This window comes from Pseudoalteromonas sp. M8 (genome assembly GCF_018141365.1).
In the GTDB taxonomy this organism is placed as follows: Bacteria; Pseudomonadota; Gammaproteobacteria; order Enterobacterales; family Alteromonadaceae; genus Pseudoalteromonas.
The window spans coordinates 4,373,555-4,390,426 of sequence record NZ_CP047240.1 but is presented as its reverse complement, the minus strand read 5'-3'; the positions used below and the strand labels follow the sequence as shown (position 1 = coordinate 4,390,426).

Annotated in this window: 16 protein-coding genes; 14 read left to right on the top strand and 2 right to left on the bottom strand. The window is 42.9% G+C overall.

What is annotated here, in order from left to right; translation table 11 throughout:
- Positions 1-607 precede the first annotated feature (607 nt).
- The 4 genes from rpmH to yidC all read left to right on the top strand — a co-directional run bounded on the left by rpmH (position 608) and on the right by yidC (position 3,302).
- Complete coding sequence (gene rpmH / locus GSF13_RS24500; RefSeq protein ID WP_010604159.1) at positions 608-742, top strand: 50S ribosomal protein L34; 135 nt, start codon at positions 608-610, stop codon at positions 740-742.
- 6 nt (positions 743-748) lie between these two features.
- Positions 749-1,183, top strand: a complete 435-nt coding sequence (rnpA, locus tag GSF13_RS24495; RefSeq protein WP_010376847.1) for a ribonuclease P protein component — start codon at positions 749-751, stop codon at positions 1,181-1,183.
- 173 nt (positions 1,184-1,356) lie between these two features.
- A complete protein-coding gene (gene yidD / locus GSF13_RS24490) occupies positions 1,357-1,659 on the top strand; it encodes a membrane protein insertion efficiency factor YidD (protein ID WP_010604158.1) in 303 nt (100 codons plus the stop codon).
- A gap of 8 nt (positions 1,660-1,667) precedes the next feature.
- Positions 1,668-3,302 carry a membrane protein insertase YidC gene (gene yidC, locus GSF13_RS24485; RefSeq protein WP_010604157.1) on the top strand — a complete coding sequence of 545 codons (1,635 nt, stop codon included), beginning with the start codon at positions 1,668-1,670 and terminating at the stop codon, positions 3,300-3,302.
- Positions 3,303-3,377: 75 nt separating this feature from the next.
- Here yidC and GSF13_RS24480 read toward each other — a convergent pair whose 3' ends face one another.
- The gene (locus GSF13_RS24480; protein ID WP_010604156.1) at positions 3,378-3,593 is read right to left on the bottom strand and encodes a DUF1496 domain-containing protein; all 216 of its coding nucleotides are present in this window, start codon (positions 3,591-3,593) and stop codon (positions 3,378-3,380) included.
- Between the two features lie 228 nt (positions 3,594-3,821).
- Between GSF13_RS24480 and GSF13_RS24475 the strand changes: the two genes are divergently transcribed.
- Genes GSF13_RS24475 through GSF13_RS24465 form a run of 3 tightly spaced genes read left to right on the top strand, consistent with a single transcriptional unit; the run spans position 3,822 to position 5,706 of the window.
- Entirely contained in the window at positions 3,822-4,493 is a 672-nt protein-coding gene (locus GSF13_RS24475) for a cytochrome c biogenesis protein CcdA (protein WP_206473595.1), read from the top strand.
- A 17-nt stretch (positions 4,494-4,510) separates the two neighbouring features.
- On the top strand, positions 4,511-4,969 hold the full coding sequence (locus GSF13_RS24470; protein WP_010604153.1) for a TlpA disulfide reductase family protein: 459 nt from the start codon (positions 4,511-4,513) through the stop codon (positions 4,967-4,969).
- On the top strand, positions 4,969-5,706 hold the full coding sequence (locus tag GSF13_RS24465) for a hypothetical protein (RefSeq protein ID WP_010604152.1): 738 nt from the start codon (positions 4,969-4,971) through the stop codon (positions 5,704-5,706). Before GSF13_RS24470 ends, GSF13_RS24465 begins: the two co-directional genes overlap by 1 nt.
- 3 nt (positions 5,707-5,709) lie before the next feature.
- Here GSF13_RS24465 and GSF13_RS24460 read toward each other — a convergent pair whose 3' ends face one another.
- The gene (locus GSF13_RS24460) at positions 5,710-7,890 is read right to left on the bottom strand and encodes a winged helix-turn-helix domain-containing protein (protein ID WP_249122738.1); all 2,181 of its coding nucleotides are present in this window, start codon (positions 7,888-7,890) and stop codon (positions 5,710-5,712) included.
- Between the two features lie 211 nt (positions 7,891-8,101).
- On the opposite strand from GSF13_RS24460, the gene mnmE reads away from it, so the two are divergent.
- The 7 genes from mnmE to GSF13_RS24425 all read left to right on the top strand — a co-directional run bounded on the left by mnmE (position 8,102) and on the right by GSF13_RS24425 (position 16,780).
- On the top strand, positions 8,102-9,466 hold the full coding sequence (mnmE, locus tag GSF13_RS24455) for a tRNA uridine-5-carboxymethylaminomethyl(34) synthesis GTPase MnmE (protein ID WP_206473591.1): 1,365 nt from the start codon (positions 8,102-8,104) through the stop codon (positions 9,464-9,466).
- A 1,530-nt stretch (positions 9,467-10,996) separates the two neighbouring features.
- On the top strand, positions 10,997-11,248 hold the full coding sequence (locus tag GSF13_RS24450; protein ID WP_249122737.1) for an isocitrate lyase/phosphoenolpyruvate mutase family protein: 252 nt from the start codon (positions 10,997-10,999) through the stop codon (positions 11,246-11,248).
- A gap of 391 nt (positions 11,249-11,639) precedes the next feature.
- Positions 11,640-12,077, top strand: coding sequence for an FMN-binding protein MioC (gene mioC, locus GSF13_RS24445; RefSeq protein ID WP_211867382.1), 438 nt, complete (start codon positions 11,640-11,642; stop codon positions 12,075-12,077).
- Positions 12,078-12,500: 423 nt separating this feature from the next.
- A complete protein-coding gene (mnmG, locus tag GSF13_RS24440) occupies positions 12,501-14,390 on the top strand; it encodes a tRNA uridine-5-carboxymethylaminomethyl(34) synthesis enzyme MnmG (protein WP_206473587.1) in 1,890 nt (629 codons plus the stop codon).
- 15 nt (positions 14,391-14,405) lie between these two features.
- A complete protein-coding gene (gene rsmG, locus GSF13_RS24435; protein ID WP_010376874.1) occupies positions 14,406-15,026 on the top strand; it encodes a 16S rRNA (guanine(527)-N(7))-methyltransferase RsmG in 621 nt (206 codons plus the stop codon).
- A 14-nt stretch (positions 15,027-15,040) separates the two neighbouring features.
- Positions 15,041-15,826, top strand: coding sequence for a ParA family protein (locus tag GSF13_RS24430; protein WP_010376876.1), 786 nt, complete (start codon positions 15,041-15,043; stop codon positions 15,824-15,826).
- Between the two features lie 15 nt (positions 15,827-15,841).
- Positions 15,842-16,780 (top strand): ParB/RepB/Spo0J family partition protein, encoded by a 939-nt coding sequence (locus tag GSF13_RS24425; protein ID WP_174170132.1) that lies wholly within the window; start codon positions 15,842-15,844, stop codon positions 16,778-16,780.
- Positions 16,781-16,872 lie beyond the last annotated feature (92 nt).

Sequence of the window (16,872 nt, the reverse complement as noted above, 5' to 3'; positions counted from 1 at the left end):
TCTGAACTCCAATAGGTTTTGATTCCCGGGAATAAGAAATAGAGCATTCAGATCTAAAAAATCAGATCTAAATGAAAGGATCGCCGGAAATACTTAGTTTTTATTACAAAATCACTGGTGGAAGCGGGGTATTATGAAGTGATCTTATCCACAAGTTCAATATTGACATTTAGAAAAAGCAAGATCTCACCCTAGCAAAAAAATAAACACATGAAATTTAAAGGTTTTTATTTTTTACCCACAAGTAAGATCATAGCAAAAAACTCACCCGATCTCACCCCAAAATTAAGATCAAATTTAGTTTTCCAGAGCTTTTCCTATTCTTACTAAATGCTATAATGCCGCCCATCGGATCAGATCTATGCAGATCGATTTCGTATTGATCCTACTTTATGTAGATCGTCTATGTTTGCTCGATAGCTTTGCCAAGTTTTGTCTATATATAAGGATAAAGAAATTCTACTGTGGATTATTTAGCCACAGAGAACAGATTTTGATTGACTTTAGACGCGCCCAGCTTTAATATCTCGCGCTCGCAATGGCACCTGTGCCAGGATCGCGACCTGCATAGGATGTTTTAACTTTTAACCGATCGGATGGAATTGTTATGAAAAGAACTTTTCAACCTAGCGTACTTAAGCGCAAGCGCTCTCACGGTTTCCGTGCTCGCATGGCGACTAAGAACGGTCGTAAAGTATTAGCACGTCGTCGTGCTAAAGGCCGTAAAGTACTTTCTGCTTAATATTTAGTGGAAGACTTTAGCTTTAGCAGGGAGTTACGTCTGTTAACTCCCTCGCATTACTCCCGCATATTTCAAGAGCCAGCTCGCGCAGCTACGCCTTATTTTACTCTACTTGCAAAACCAAATGATGTTGGTCATCCAAGACTCGGCTTAACTGTAGCTAAAAAACGCTGCAAAAAAGCATGTCAACGAAACCGTATCAAACGACTTGCTAGAGAAAGCTTTCGATTAAATCGTCATAAACTTGATAACATCGATATTGTGTTGATGGTCAAAACCGGTGTTGACGAGCAATCTAATGAAGAGCTAACTAAACAGCTCACTAAGATGTGGCGCAAAATAAATGAACGTTGTAAGCCAGGTGCACCCAAACCACCTTTTAAGCCAAAACCTCAACACAAGCGTTCAAAAAATCCTCAAGCTAACGCGAAAAAGCAATAATCTGCTTTAGCCTTTCCTTTTTACGGCGCATTTACCCTTGCTAGCATAGTAATTTTACGCCAATTAAGGTAAGGTTAGCTCACCTTTTAATCAGCTATATCAATGGAAAAATAGTCTGTTTTTGCCTACTTAGGTTGAAGCAGTAAATTGAGGAAATTGATATCTACAAAGCCATGAATTCAACTTCAGGGCGTAGCAAGATCAGAAATCAGTTCAAAGCAGTTTGTTCGCTTCCCAAGCACCTGCTTATATTGCTGATCCGCGGTTATCAACAATGGATTAGCCCCCTACTCGGGCCTCATTGTCGTTTTAACCCGACCTGTTCTAGTTATGCAATTCAAGCAATTAATTTACATGGAATTGCAAAAGGGAGTTGGTTAGCGGTTAAACGCATATTAAAATGTCACCCTTTGAGCGCAGGTGGAGATGATCCTGTACCTGTGAAGTCGACTAAAGTTAAACAACACGAGAAATAAGAGCTGTTATGGAATCGCAACGCACGTTTTTATTTATCGGTTTGTTGCTGGTTTCGTTCCTACTGTTCCAAGAGTGGACACAAGAACAAAACCCGCCACAAGCTGATACCAGTGCCGTCACACAACAAGTGGCGAACTCAACCCCAACAGAAGAGCAAGCTGATGTACCAGCATCAAGCCAATCCGATGTCCCAGTTGTAGCAACTCAGGCAACACGTTCTGTCATTAGTATCACTACCGATGTACTTTCGGTAAAAATTGATACTAAAGGCGGTGACATCGTTGAAGCCAGCTTACTACAACACGCAGAAACCCATGGCAGCGACACGCCTTTCATGTTACTTGGTGAGTTTGAAGGCAAACAGTATGTTTCACAGAGTGGTTTAATTGGTTTAAACGGCCCTGACGCGAACAAAGCTGGTCGCCCAGTCTATGAGTCGGCACAACAGCAATATGAGCTCAATGGCGATACATTACGTGTACCACTGACTTTTACTGATGAGAAAGGTGTACAGTACACAAAAACTTATGTATTTAAAGCAGGTAAGTATGACGTTGACTTAGAATACCAAGTTAACAACACCACCTCATCACCTGTTCAAGTACAACTATACACACAAATCAAACGTACACGCCAAGATAAAGGCAGCATGGTTGATCAGACCTACTTAGGCGCAGCCTATGGTACCGCTGAAGAACCTTATGAGAAATACAGCTTCTCTGATATGGCGGATGCGAACCTGAATAAAAATACCCAAGGCGGCTACGTTGCTTTCCTACAGCACTACTTCGTCAGTGCATGGGTGCCAGATCAGCAAACCAATAATACGATTTATACCGCGCTTAGAAATGGTAATGGTATTGTTGGTATGAAGAGCGAGCCAACCAATGTTCAAGCAAATAGCACGGCAACTATCCATGCGGTGTACTACATGGGTCCTAAAGACACAGAAGCGCTTGAAGCAATTCAAGAAGACCTAGATCTCACTGTAGACTACGGCTGGTTATGGTTTATTTCACAACCTTTACTGACTCTGCTTAAGTTCCTTTACGGTATTTTAGGTAACTGGGGTCTGGCGATTATTGCTATCACTTTGATTGTGAAAACGGCGTTATACCCACTAACTAAAGCGCAATATACCTCAATGGCTAAAATGCGCATGCTACAGCCTAAGATGCAGGCACTAAAAGAGCGTTATGGCGATGACCGCCAGAAGTTCGGCCAAGCGATGATGGAAATGTACCGTAAGGAAAAAGTGAACCCAATGGGTGGCTGTTTCCCACTACTACTACAAATGCCAATCTTCCTAGCCTTGTTCTACGTATTCCTTGAATCAACGGAACTACGTCATGCTGAGTTTATGTTGTGGCTAACGGATCTATCATCAATGGACCCGTACTACGTACTACCAGTGCTATTTGGCGCAAGTATGTTCCTAACCCAAAAACTACAGCCAATGACAGTTACAGACCCAATGCAACAAAAGATGATGACTTACATGCCAGTCGTGTTCTCAATCTTCTTTATTTGGTTCCCATCAGGTCTGGTACTTTACTGGTTGGTTTCAAACCTTATCTCTATCGCTCAGATGCTTATCATCTACCGTGGCATGGAGAAAAAAGGCATGAAAGTACGCGGTTAACGCTCGTACACCTTGAATAAAAAACGCCAGCTTCACAGCTGGCGTTTTTTATTTGCGTATCATATGAAGTTGTCGTTATTGATCAATCCACTGGAGCTCACCATTTGGACCGCCGTCAACACAGACTTTCCATTTGTTATTTTGCTTTTCTACCGATCCCTTAGAATATGCCTGATCGGCAAAATAACAATATTTTGTAGGGTCGTAGTCTGGTTTTACATTCTCACCACTTAGTGCAGAACCAGATACCGCAAATGCTGCAGATACAACCGCTAGTGTTAGTCTATTCATAATATCTCCCTTTACGCATAATTTTAAGTTACCTAAACTAGGTAACTTACCTTATCTTATAAACACAACGAGCAACAAGCACTTTTTCTTTTAAACTCATAACAATTAAAATATCAAATAAAAGCAAACGCTTGATAAAATTTGATAGCGATTTTATGACGATTTGATAGGTCAAATCTGGGCTATCCGTCATGCTCTTTTGCAGTTAAAAAATGCAAAGAGAAGACGATGCTTGAATCTACGTTACTACAGGCACTCTCCAGTGCCGAAACTGATTGGTGGTTAGTGCCTATTGCACTCTTAGTAGGTGTACTCACCAGCTTCACGCCCTGCGTATATCCCATACTTCCCATAACTGTTGCGACTCTTAGCCAACAACGCCATATTCGCCTTGCCCCTATTTTGTATGCGCTAGGCTTTGCAGCTGTGTACGCCGCGCTTGGATTTATTGCAGCACTAACGGGTAGCTTTTTTGGCCAAGTAGCAACAAACCCTTGGGTGCTGCTTATTTTTGCTAATCTATTACTCTACTTTGCTGCGGTATCAAAAGGCTTAATCTCGCTGCCACGCTTGCCAAATACGATTGCAACAGGCTCACCAGCACCTCTTCTAATGGGCATGGCCAGCGCTCTTGTTGCGGCTCCTTGTACGTCTCCAATTCTAGGCGGCTTATTGCTCTTCGTTGCTAATGCCCAGCAACCTCTATTAGGAGGCGCGCTGCTGTTTAGTTTTGCGCTCGGTATGAGCACCCTATTACTGCTAGCAGGGCTAAGCACGCGCTTTTTGCATACATTACCAAGATCTGGAGCTTGGCTAAATCACATCACTACAGCAACCGCACTTATCTTAGTCGCGATGGCGCAATATTTTCTTATTCAAGCTGGCAAAAGTTGGCTATAAAACGCAAAGGAACCACCATGAAAAAAATCATTTTTTCTTCACTCTTTATGTTACTCAGCACAATGTCTGCAGCAAAGGACTATCCCGTACTGACCGCCAATACGCTTGCAAACAATACCGTAACCAGTCAAGGCAAAGTCACTTACTTGAAGTTTTGGGCAACGTGGTGCTCCTACTGTGTGGAAGAAATGCCACTGCTTGAGCAAAGCTTTCAGCAAGCCAATAACCACTATCAGGTTATCGCCGTCAATATTGGCTTCAATCAGTCGAAAAAACGCGTGCAAACTTACCTTGATAAACATGATTACCAGTTTCCAACGGTATTTGATGGTAGTGGCAAGATAACTCAGCAGTTTCAAGTGTTAGGCACGCCACAACACATCCTCATTGATGAAAACGGCAAAGAAATCTATCGCAGCGCATTGTTTACAGATGAGCTGCAACAACATCTGAGCACACTCCAAGGAGCAAACTAATGTCATCAATTAAAGCCTTACTTATGTTCGCCGCTGTGTGTTTCAGCGTGTTTGCGCACGCCAACACGCAAGAGTATGTGTTTATTAATATTTGGGATGAGTATGTACAACCCACGACTCTACCAACGCCACTAGCACCAAGGAGATTGCTACAGCCCGATATCAATATTGATGAGGCAAGCTTAGCGCAATTTAAAACGGCCTATCCAAGCTATGCTGAGTTAGCTATTGATAAGCAAAACCAGTTGATGCAACGGTTTGCAGTAAGGCAAACACCTGCTCGTGTTGTCGTTAAAGACGACAAAGTTATCAAACGAGAGTTGTTGACGACTAACAGTGCACCAAGCACAGAGAAAGAAACACAGATCCCATTGCAAACACTCACCGGTGCGCCATTTTCGATAGCGACGATAAACAGCCAATACAGAGTGTTATTTTTCAGCGATAGCTTGTGTCCGTTTCAGCATATTCCTGCCTGTGAAATGAGAATAAAGCAAAACAATCAACTCGCTGACTCGAGTGCGTATCCGGTCGTTACTGTGATTAAGCCCTTTTATGTGGAAGAACAAAGTGCTCGAGACTACCAACAACGCTTTGAGGTCAAACACGATATTGTGTTCGATCACCACAACGAAGTATTTAGCCAGTTTGAGATTAGAGAGCTACCTTACTGGGTGGTACAAGACAAACACGGTGAAGTCGTTTATCGCGGTAATCAGCCACCCAACATAGACTAGAGCCTAATTTATCGTCCATTTACTCTGACAATAGACGCTGTAAGGGGCATCGATAAGCTCAGCAATAAAGCGCTTATCGATGCTGCTTTGCTGGCGTATTTGCAGCAACTGTTGCTGTAATAATTGGCTGTTTTCGAGTCCGGCCAATTTATCTGAAAAGCGCTTTTGCAGCGCTTCTTCATTTAACATATCAGCCGCAACAACACCGTAAAGCAACAAAAGATGTGAATTGGTATGTTGATGTGCAGTAATGATCTCAAGCGCTTGTTGAGGCTCGTTTCTCAAAAGGTGGATATACATTTGCGTATAGAGCGCATAGGTCTCAACTTCTTGTAGCTGTAACGTTTGATAGTCTTGCATTGCTTCAATCGTCAACGGCTCTGCTAATTCGAGCTTGCCCGCTTTGATCCAGGTCCAACCCAGTAACAATTTAACGTTGGCACGCGTCACCGAAGAAATATAATCGCTTTCTAACAGCATTTGATATTGCGTAATTGCACTTTGCATTGCATCCGTATCACCCGTTTGCAATGCGATATCCATATGCGCCATGCCAATCAGTAATTGCTGTTGCTCATAGCTTGGAATAAAACGCGGCTCGCCGTTAATGTCTTTTAAATACCGTAGCGCCTTTTCTCCCTGATGTAGCTGAATATAGTAGAATCCTAGGTAAGTGAGTATTTGCTTTTCTAAATAGTGATATCCATTTTTCTGAGCTAAAGCGAGGGCTTTTAATAAACTAGGTTCACTTTCAACCACTGGCACTAAGTAATTTTGACCATAAGCAAACAAAGCTTTTATTAGATTCATGGTCTGCTCTGTTTGCTCATAATAGGCAATGGCTTGCGCGAGTACAGGTTTACTCTTCTCTAAGTTCAGTAACGTTTTTTCAGCGGGACCAGCCGCTGGTGGATTGGCAAGATAGAAACTCCGCTGTGCTTCGCTATAGGCAAACGATCGACTGCCTATCAAAACATGCGCTGAACTCATCGCTTGCTGGTATTCATCCCAACGTTGTAACACCCAAAAAGCATCTGCTTTGAGTTGATATGCCATCGCAATCAACTCAACTTGCTGGCTTTGCTCAGCAGCATCGAGGGCAAGCTGAGCTTGCTGCAACGCTTGCTGATGTAAGCCTTGTGCCTTGAAAAACTCTCCGTAATAGAGGTGGTAGCGAGCACGAGTCGCGATTGAAGCTGTACTTAGTGAAATCTGTTCGAATCGACGGGTGGCAGAATCAATATCACCGAGCTGCCAACAAATTTGCGCAAGCTCCAACTGACTTTCTAGATGTTCTGGCATTTGTGCCACAGCCGCCTCAAAATATGCCTTTGCTAGTTGAGGTCCCTGTTCATTTAATGCTTGTACACCGCGGTAATAGTCATTCATTGCTAGATTTAAGGATGATTTTTTGGCGGTTTTAGTGTCAACACCTAGCGCTAACTGCGCAATAACCTCTGTTGCAATCGCTTCAAAGCTCTCATCTAACTGTTCAACAATTATCTCGCTTTGCTTATCTCCATAAGTAACACTGAGTAAAAAACGCTGTTGTATCGGCTTTAGTGAAAGCGTGAGCTGATTAATCGCACTATCCTCTGCAAGCTCAGGATATTGGCTTCGTGGTACTAATTGATAATGAGACTGTAAATGTTGTCTCAATGCTGCTTCAAGCGCATAACCCCACCACGCATTGGCTTGCACACCCGTCTCATTCACCATAGGCACAATGATTAACGAGTCTTGCTCAGCTTGTACACGAGTGACAACGGGTGCTGAGCTAGAAACGAGGTAAACACTCGCTGCGACTCCACTTAACGCAATAGCGCCAACGACAAGCATCGCTTTCATTGTTGTAGTGAGTTTGAATGTGGTAAATGTGCGGCTCTCAACAGGACAAATCCACTGATAACCTTGCTGTGGTATGGTTTTAATAAAAGTGGGGTGCTGGGCGTTATCTTTGAGGGCTTGTCTTAGCTCAGTGATACTTTGTGTTAGTGCAGCTTCTCTAAACTCACCGTGTTGCCACAACGTGCTGAGCAATGTTTCACGTGTAACAATCTGATTTGGATGGGCTAAAAAATAAGCCAACAACTGCGCGACTCTCGGCCTCAGTGGCACTTGCTCAGCATCACGATATAAACACGAGACATTTGGATCGAAGCGGAATTGAAGAAAATGCAGCACAGCGTTAGTTTCCCTTATACAACCTTTGCTAGTAAGAACAGTAAAAACTGTGACCATAATTATACCTGACAAAAGCGCATAACCGTATCATTAAGGTCATCAACCACCCAAAACACAATGAGCATACTCAGATATTACCCACCAGCTATACCTGAGATATATCAATTGCTGTACAATTATGTCTATTAACCAGACAGTCTAAAGAGTCATCATGATCGCACAAGACACCATAGCAGCACAGGCTACCGCACCGGGTCGCGGTGGCGTTGGTATTATTCGAGTTTCAGGGTGTAAAGCCCGAGCAGTTGCCGAGCAAATCTTAGGTAAATGCCCAAAAACTCGCTATGCCGAATACCTGCCATTCAATACCCTAGCAGGTGAACAACTAGACCAAGGTATTGCATTGTTCTTCCAAGGGCCGAACTCATTCACCGGTGAAGATGTCCTTGAGTTACAAGGCCACGGTGGCCCCGTGGTACTTGATATGCTGTTAAAGGAAATCAGCCAAATTGAGCAAGTGCGCTTGGCAAAGCCTGGTGAGTTCTCAGAACGTGCTTTTATGAACGACAAGCTAGACTTAACGCAAGCAGAAGCTATCGCAGACTTGATCAACGCCACCAGCGAGCAAGCTGCAAAGAGTGCGCTACATTCACTACAAGGTGACTTTTCTAAACATATCAATACGTTGGTTGAGAAAGTAATTCATCTGCGCATGTACGTAGAAGCCGCAATAGACTTCCCTGACGAAGAAATCGATTTTCTTTCCGATGGTAAAGTCTCGGGTGACCTAGAAGCCATTATTCAGCAACTCGCGGAAGTGCGTAAGCAAGCCAAGCAAGGCAGCATCATGCGTGAAGGCATGCGCGTGGTGATTGCAGGCCGCCCTAACGCCGGAAAATCTTCACTACTCAATGCCTTAGCAGGCCGTGAAGCCGCGATTGTTACAGACATCGCAGGTACCACAAGAGACGTACTACGTGAACATATTCATATTGATGGCATGCCGCTTCATATTATCGACACGGCAGGACTTCGTGATAGTCCAGACAAAGTAGAACAAATAGGTATTGAGCGTGCTTGGGAAGAGATCCGCGGTGCCGATCACGTACTATTTATGGTGGATGGCACCGAAACCCACGAAACCGATCCTGCGAAGATCTGGCCTGATTTTATCGAGCAATTACCACAAGGCATGGAAATTACCGTGATCCGCAATAAAGTCGATTTAAGCGGTGAAGCGGTTGGCGCAACAACGAGTGATGGCCATACTCTTATTCGCCTAAGTGCCAAAGATATTCAAGGCATTGATTTATTGAGGGAACACCTAAAAGCCTGTATTGGATTTACTGGTGCAACTGAAGGTGGCTTTATGGCTCGCCGTCGTCACTTAGACGCCCTAGAGCACGCTGCTGAGCATCTAGAAATAGGTCAGACTCAGCTAGAAATGCATATTGCCGGTGAAATTTTGGCAGAAGAGCTGCGCCTTACCCAGCAATACCTCAATGAGATCACCGGTGAATTCACCTCCGACGACTTGCTTGGCAAGATCTTTAGCTCATTTTGTATTGGGAAGTAATAAGTCAAACAAGCTATAACCAACAAGTAGTTGATCTCTTACCACTATTAAACCTTGATTGGTGCACTTATTATCTGAATTCAGGGCCATTTCGTACTATATGATTGAAGCATTTCGCTTCAATCATATAATTTAAATTATATAAAATGTGAATATCATGAAAATATTTGTCCGAAGTTGTTCAAACTGCAAAACTGAAATTTCAATGGTAATAAGGATGAAGTTAATTTCTGAGAAGTTCATTTATTGTCCCAGCTGCGGTTTTACACTTCAACCAAGTATATTATGGACTGTAGTCATCTGTTTTTTGCTTTCTTTCTTGTTTAAAACCACATTTCACTCTGTTATCGCTGACAAATTTGGTTCAACAGCCGCAATCTTAATTATCCTTATGTTAGTATATATTTTTAATCGATTACTCGAACCTTTTTCTGATTTAAAGGCCATAGATAAAAACGAACTTCTATGATTTTCATTTCTTTAATCCTAGAGCCTATTAACCTTTGACCATAAATCACCCAAGAAAATGGTGATATTTGGATATACATCAATCTATACCCTCATTGCCCACCTTGCTGCTTCCTTTTCTTGGCAGCTTAACTTTTCAAGTTGGTTTCTAAAATCATTACTGTCATACCCCTTATCAACTGTTATAACTTCAGCTAGAGTGACTGTGAAATCAAGCTATTAGCATGAGTTACTTCGTCGCTCCTGAATATTGACGTTTTAATGCTTAGACTAGCCGAATTCAATCAATCCAGACTGGGCATTAATTTTATCGACAATTCTGTTATTACGTAGCGCTTTTCGCTGCTAATAACTAATATTAAATCTAGGCATAAAAAAGCCGCAGTTGGGCTAGAATTTTACGGCAGCTTTGGCCTACCTGCGCTTTTGCCCTGCAATATACACATCATAACGCGTTGCTAAGTGTCCTCGATAACCCCTATCTACAAAACAGCTGTATCGCCTTTTATCTGTGACGTTTTCTACTATTCTTAACGTTTCTCATAACGTGTCGCCGTCATAGGGGCTGCCATGCATTGCATGAAAGCAAACTACAAACTGCTCTTTCAATATTGTCGCGATACTCAACTCATATGGCTTTGCGCTTTTTCCCTTGGCGATACATTGAACACCTGGCTCATGCAGGTTATAGAGTTTGTTTTTACTCGTTTTTCTGCTTTAACAGCCGCTTGTGTTGTTGTAGGGCATGGATAAACTCCCAACTTGGCTGCTCGGTGCTTTTCCTCAAGATACCTTTCATCACCCGTCTGAGATAGTTTCCCAGTGTTTTCATCATGCGTTTAAATTGTTTAGCATGGGCACAGCGCTACTTTTTGCGCGGTCTTAGGCCAATTCGTTCATAACTTTGCCTAAGCCGAATACTGGCTTGCTTAGCGAAACCAACCAGTTTGCCACGGCATTTTTCTAGTAGTTTACTGTCCGTTGGATGGGCAATATTTTTCTCCATGACAATCTGTCTATGACTACTTCTCGTAAATTATTCCCGGTTTAACCAACACCACGATGATAAAACGCCTAACAGCCCTGCTTTCAATTCCAGTCAATGTGATGCTGTTGCCCGGATTTAGTGATCAACAGGCGTTAGCAGAGTTAGGAGTCAAACGTATCTCATCGGGTAACGCTCTCAGCGATCATCTGATAGCACTACAAGAATCAGCCACCAGAAGGCTGCTCGAAGAACATACTGTAGACTTCTTATTTGAGCAATCAGTCCGCACAACTTGGCTGTCAAACCAAATAAATCACAAGATCTGATCGCTTTTTTAGATTCTTTTATTATATGGATCTAACTATATAGATCTAAAAGACTGGATCGACTTCCAGCTTTTAGATCGTTATCCACAACACCTCATCCACAACCTCAAAATTTGTTCAAAAACAGCGGAGATCTTACCGTTTCAAGCATGCGCCTTAGCTTATAAAAGTATTTTTAGGCTCAGCTATCCCATAGATTATCCACAAATAAATCACCGAGTTAAACTTAGGAATATTTTATTTTATGCCTTTATTTCATATAGATAAGTAAAAACACTAAAAATTACACACTATTTGTGCAAATATTTTTATCCAATAACCTCAAAGCCCTCTTTACATATTCACGTTAAACGCTAAGATGGCGCGCAATACGACTTAGGTAAGGGTAACAATGCAAACTTTAGATCTTATTGTAGGCAGCCAAATGGGATCAGCAGAATACGTTGCTGAACAGCTAATGGAATCGCTTGAATCTCAAGGTTATACCGTGAATTTGCATGAAAAACCCGAGCTTGAAGCTTGTCAGCAAGCACTTTGGCTGGTGGTGACATCAACTTATGGGGCCGGTGACTATCCAGAAAACTTATTACCTTTTATATCAGCATTAAAAGCGAGCTCGGATCTAAGCCAGTTACGCTTTGCGGTAGTGGGAATTGGTGATTCAAGTTATGACACCTTTAATCATGCAGCTATTAATCTTGCTGATCTACTTAAAGAAAAAGGTGCAACACAGCTGTTAGACATAGAAAAGATCGATGTTTTACACCCAGATCTACCAGAAGATACCGCTATTGCTTGGTTACCTAAGTTTGTTGAATGTGCCGCTTAACGGCGCGACACTGAAATACACAGAAGTTATTCACAAATTCAGTCTATTTTAGATCGTATTGTGGATAACCTATGATCTAACTGCTGATCTACGCTTACTTATCCATTGGATAAAATAATTCAGATCTAGCCCTGTGAATAAAGTGGCAAGTTGATCAAAGGTTTTAAGCCCATTGATCCGATCTAATTCACACCAATTGATCTTAGTTAAGCAGTTGGATCTAAACAGGAATACAAAACTATTCACAGATCAAAGGATCAGTAGTAGTAAGATCAATAAAGATCTTTAAAAAGATCCTTATATATTTTAAGTGATCTCTTTTTTTGCGTTGTGCAAAGTTTAACCATTTCACTTCTGGTTAATTCTAGGTAGAATACGCATCCTTTCTAAATTTGCTCGGTTGTTTTAAGTAGGATCCCGTAAATGATTTATCATGAACATTTTGATGTCATCGTTGTTGGTGGTGGACACGCAGGCACTGAAGCTGCACTTGCAGCTGCACGTATGGGTATGAATACCTTATTGTTAACACACAATATGGATACCTTAGGCCAAATGTCGTGTAACCCAGCTATTGGTGGGATTGGTAAAGGTCATTTGGTTAAAGAGATCGATGCGCTTGGTGGTGCAATGGCCAAAGCAATCGATAAAGGTGGGATCCAATTTCGAACGCTTAATTCATCGAAAGGCCCTGCGGTACGAGCGACTCGTGCTCAGGCAGATCGCGCATTGTATAAAGCGGCGATCCAAGACATTTTGCAACATCAAGAAAACTTAAAGATCTTCCAACAATCTTGTGATGATCTGATTGTTGAAAGTGATCAGGTCAAAGGTGTCGTAACTCAAATGGGTTTACGCTTTAGCGCTTCTTCAGTGGTGCTAACGGTTGGTACTTTCTTGGGTGGCCAGATCCATATTGGTTTAGAAAACTTCAAAGGCGGCCGTGCTGGCGATCCTCCTTCTATCGCTTTGGCTGAGCGTTTACGTGAAATGCCTTTTAGAGTTGATCGACTAAAAACGGGTACACCACCACGTATCGATGCAAGAACGGTTGATTTTTCAGTGATGCAAGAGCAACCAGGCGATACCCCTACTCCGGTTTTCTCGTTTATGGGCAAAGTGTCTGATCATCCAAAACAGATCCCTTGTTATATCACCTATACCAATGAAAAAACCCATGATGTGATCCGTAATAACTTACATCGCTCGCCGATGTATGCTGGCGTGATTGAGGGGATTGGTCCGCGTTACTGTCCTTCCATCGAAGATAAAATTGTGCGTTTTGCTGATAAAGAAAAGCATCAGATCTTCGTAGAACCTGAAGGCTTAACGTCATACGAGCTGTATCCAAATGGTATTTCCACCAGCTTACCATTTGATATCCAACTGGAGATCGTGCGTTCTATTAAAGGCTTTGAGAATGCGCATATTTGTCGTCCTGGTTATGCAATTGAGTACGACTTCTTCGATCCTAGAGACCTAAAGCAATCATTAGAAACTAAGTTTATCAATGGCTTATTCTTTGCAGGTCAAATAAACGGTACAACCGGTTATGAAGAAGCTGGGGCCCAAGGTTTGATTGCGGGTATGAACGCAGCTCTTCAAGTTCAAGGCCGTGAAGCATGGACACCGCGCCGTGATGAAGCTTATGCCGGTGTGTTGATTGACGACTTAGCAACGCTTGGTACAAAAGAACCTTATCGTATGTTTACCTCTCGTGCTGAATACCGTTTGTTACTACGTGAAGACAATGCGGATTTACGTCTAACGGAAAAAGGTCGCGAATTAGGTTTAGTTGACGATGAACGCTGGGCTGCATACAACGACAAGCTTGAAGTTATGGAACAAGAAGCACAGCGTCTGCGCAATACTTGGATCCATAAAGATCACCCTGCACTTGAAGCGGTAAATGGATTATTGAAAAAACCACTGGTACGCGAAGCCAGTCTTGAAGATCTGATCCGCCGTCCAGAGGTTAATTATCACGACCTGATGGCAATCGAAGGATTAGGATCTGAGTTTGATAATATTCCAGCCCTTGAACAGGTTGAGATCCAAACTAAGTACGCCGGTTACATTGCGCGTCAACAAGATGAGATTAATAAACAGCTTCGTCATGAAGAGGCATTACTGCCTGCCGAGTTTGATTATAGCCTGGTAAGCGGCCTGTCAAATGAGGTTGTGGCAAAGCTGAGTGATGCTCGTCCACAAACGATTGGCCAAGCTTCACGTATTTCTGGTATCACCCCTGCTGCTATTTCGCTATTATTAGTGTATCTGAAAAAGCAAGGGCTATTACGTAAGTCGGCGTAATAGCAGTGGAACACTGTGTTACTAGAACAATTGAATGAATTACTCGCTGATACCTCTATCGAGCTCAGCGAACAACAAAAGCAGCAGTTGGTCGAATATGTCCAGCTGCTGGATAAATGGAACAAAGCCTACAACCTCACTTCCGTTCGTGACCCAAAAGAAATGATGGTAAAACACATCATGGATTCTTTGGTTGTTGCGCCACACTTAACGGGCAGTAACTATATTGATGTTGGCACCGGACCGGGTTTACCGGGTATGGTTTTAGCGATAGCTAGACCGGACATCAATTTTGTTCTTCTTGATAGCCTTGGTAAAAGAGTTCGATTTTTAATGCAGGTAAAACATGGGCTTGGCATTGAGAATGTTACCCCAGTGCAGTCTCGAGTTGAAGAATATCAGCCAAGTGTTAAATTAGACGGTGTACTCAGCCGTGCTTTTGCATCACTACAAGATATGATCCAGTGGTGTTCACATTTAATCGATAACCAAGGTGTATTCTTAGCACTAAAGGGTCAATACCCTGCGGATGAGCTAGAACAACTACCAAACGGCGTGAGTTTATCGCAAGATATTAGTTTAGTGGTGCCCAAGCTTGAAGGTGAGCGCCATTTAATCATTCTTTCTAAAGATTAATTGTCGAGGACAATGTGGCAAGAGTCATTGCAATAGCAAACCAAAAAGGTGGTGTTGGTAAAACAACCACTGCGGTGAATTTAGCCGCGTCCATGGCGGCGACTAAACGTAAAGTTCTGTTGATCGATCTCGATCCTCAAGGCAATGCAACCATGGGCAGTGGTGTTGATAAATACGCCGATGTCGCAACGGTTTATGATCTATTGATCGAAGAAGCGCCAATGGATCAAGTGATCACCACAGAAACCAGTGGTGAGTATCATTTGATCGCAGCCAATGGGGATGTAACCGCGGCAGAAGTCAAACTGATGGAGTTGTTTGCGCGCGAAGTGAGACTACGCAACGCCCTTGAGACGATAAAAGATAAATATGAGTATATATTCATCGACTGTCCACCTTCATTAAATATGCTAACGGTAAATGCCATGGCTGCCGCCGATGCGGTTTTAGTTCCGATGCAGTGTGAATATTATGCACTGGAGGGATTAACAGCTTTAATGGACACCATTACCCAACTCGGTAAGTTGGTGAATCCAGGATTGCAAATTGAAGGCATTTTGCGCACTATGTACGACCCGCGTAATCGTCTAGCTAACGACGTATCTGAGCAGTTAAAACAACACTTTGGCGATAAAGTGTACCGGACTGTGATCCCTCGTAATGTGCGATTAGCGGAGGCGCCAAGTTTTGGAGCGCCTGCGATGTATTATGATAGAGCATCAAGCGGTGCGAAAGCTTATCTAGCGCTAGCGGGTGAAATGCTAAGACGCAAAGAAAAGCAAGCAGCTGCGGTTGCCTAAGAGGATAAAAAGAACATGTCGGTTAAAAAACGTGGTTTAGGCCGAGGGTTGGATGCCCTACTCAGCTCAGCTAAACCTAATCCAAGTGCTGCGGCACCTGTGCCTAATCAACAAGAAGCGGTTGCAACAGTCAGTGAAGCACCTGCCGAATCGGTGGTTGAACAAGAGTTACAACGATTACCTATTGAGTGGCTAAAGCCGGGTAAATATCAGCCGCGTAAAGATATGTCTGAACAGGCACTTGAGGAACTGGCGAGTTCGATCCGTTCACAGGGGATTTTACAGCCTATTGTGGTGCGTAAAGTTACCACGCAAAGCTTTGAAATTATTGCCGGTGAGAGACGTTGGCGTGCGGCACAACTGGCAAAGCAAGATACCGTTCCTTGTTTAATCAAAGATGTGCCGGATGAAGCGGCTGTTGCTATTGCCCTTATTGAAAACATTCAGCGTGAAGACCTCAATGCGATGGAAGAAGCAATTGCTCTAGATCGATTGCTTAATGAATTTGAACTCACGCATCAGCAGGTTGCTGATGCGGTGGGTAAATCGCGTACAACGGTCACCAATTTACTTCGTCTCAACAATCTCAACGATGATGTAAAAATCTTGTTGGAACATGGCGACATAGAAATGGGTCATGCTCGTTGTTTACTTGCCCTAACTGGTGAAGCGCAATCTGAAGCAGCAAGAACTGCTGTGGCCAAAGGATTAACCGTAAGAGAAACCGAAAAACTGGTTCGCACCATTTTAGAGCCTGTTGAGAAAAAAGAAGCGAAGCAAAAAGATCCTGATGTGAAGCTGCTTGAACAGCAATTGCAGGAAAACTTAGGCGCAAAAGTTGAGATCAACTATAACCAAAAAGGCAAAGGTAAACTGGTTATTTCCTATGCTAGTTTGGATGAGCTTGATGGTATTTTGGGGCGTATTAACTCTGAAATGAGTGAAGCTGAATAACGGTAAACTTAACTAATTGACTAATACGTGAATGCGGTGCTTTATTTTGCGCCGCTATTTCCTCACCGATATGCTGCGAAATAGCGAGAATA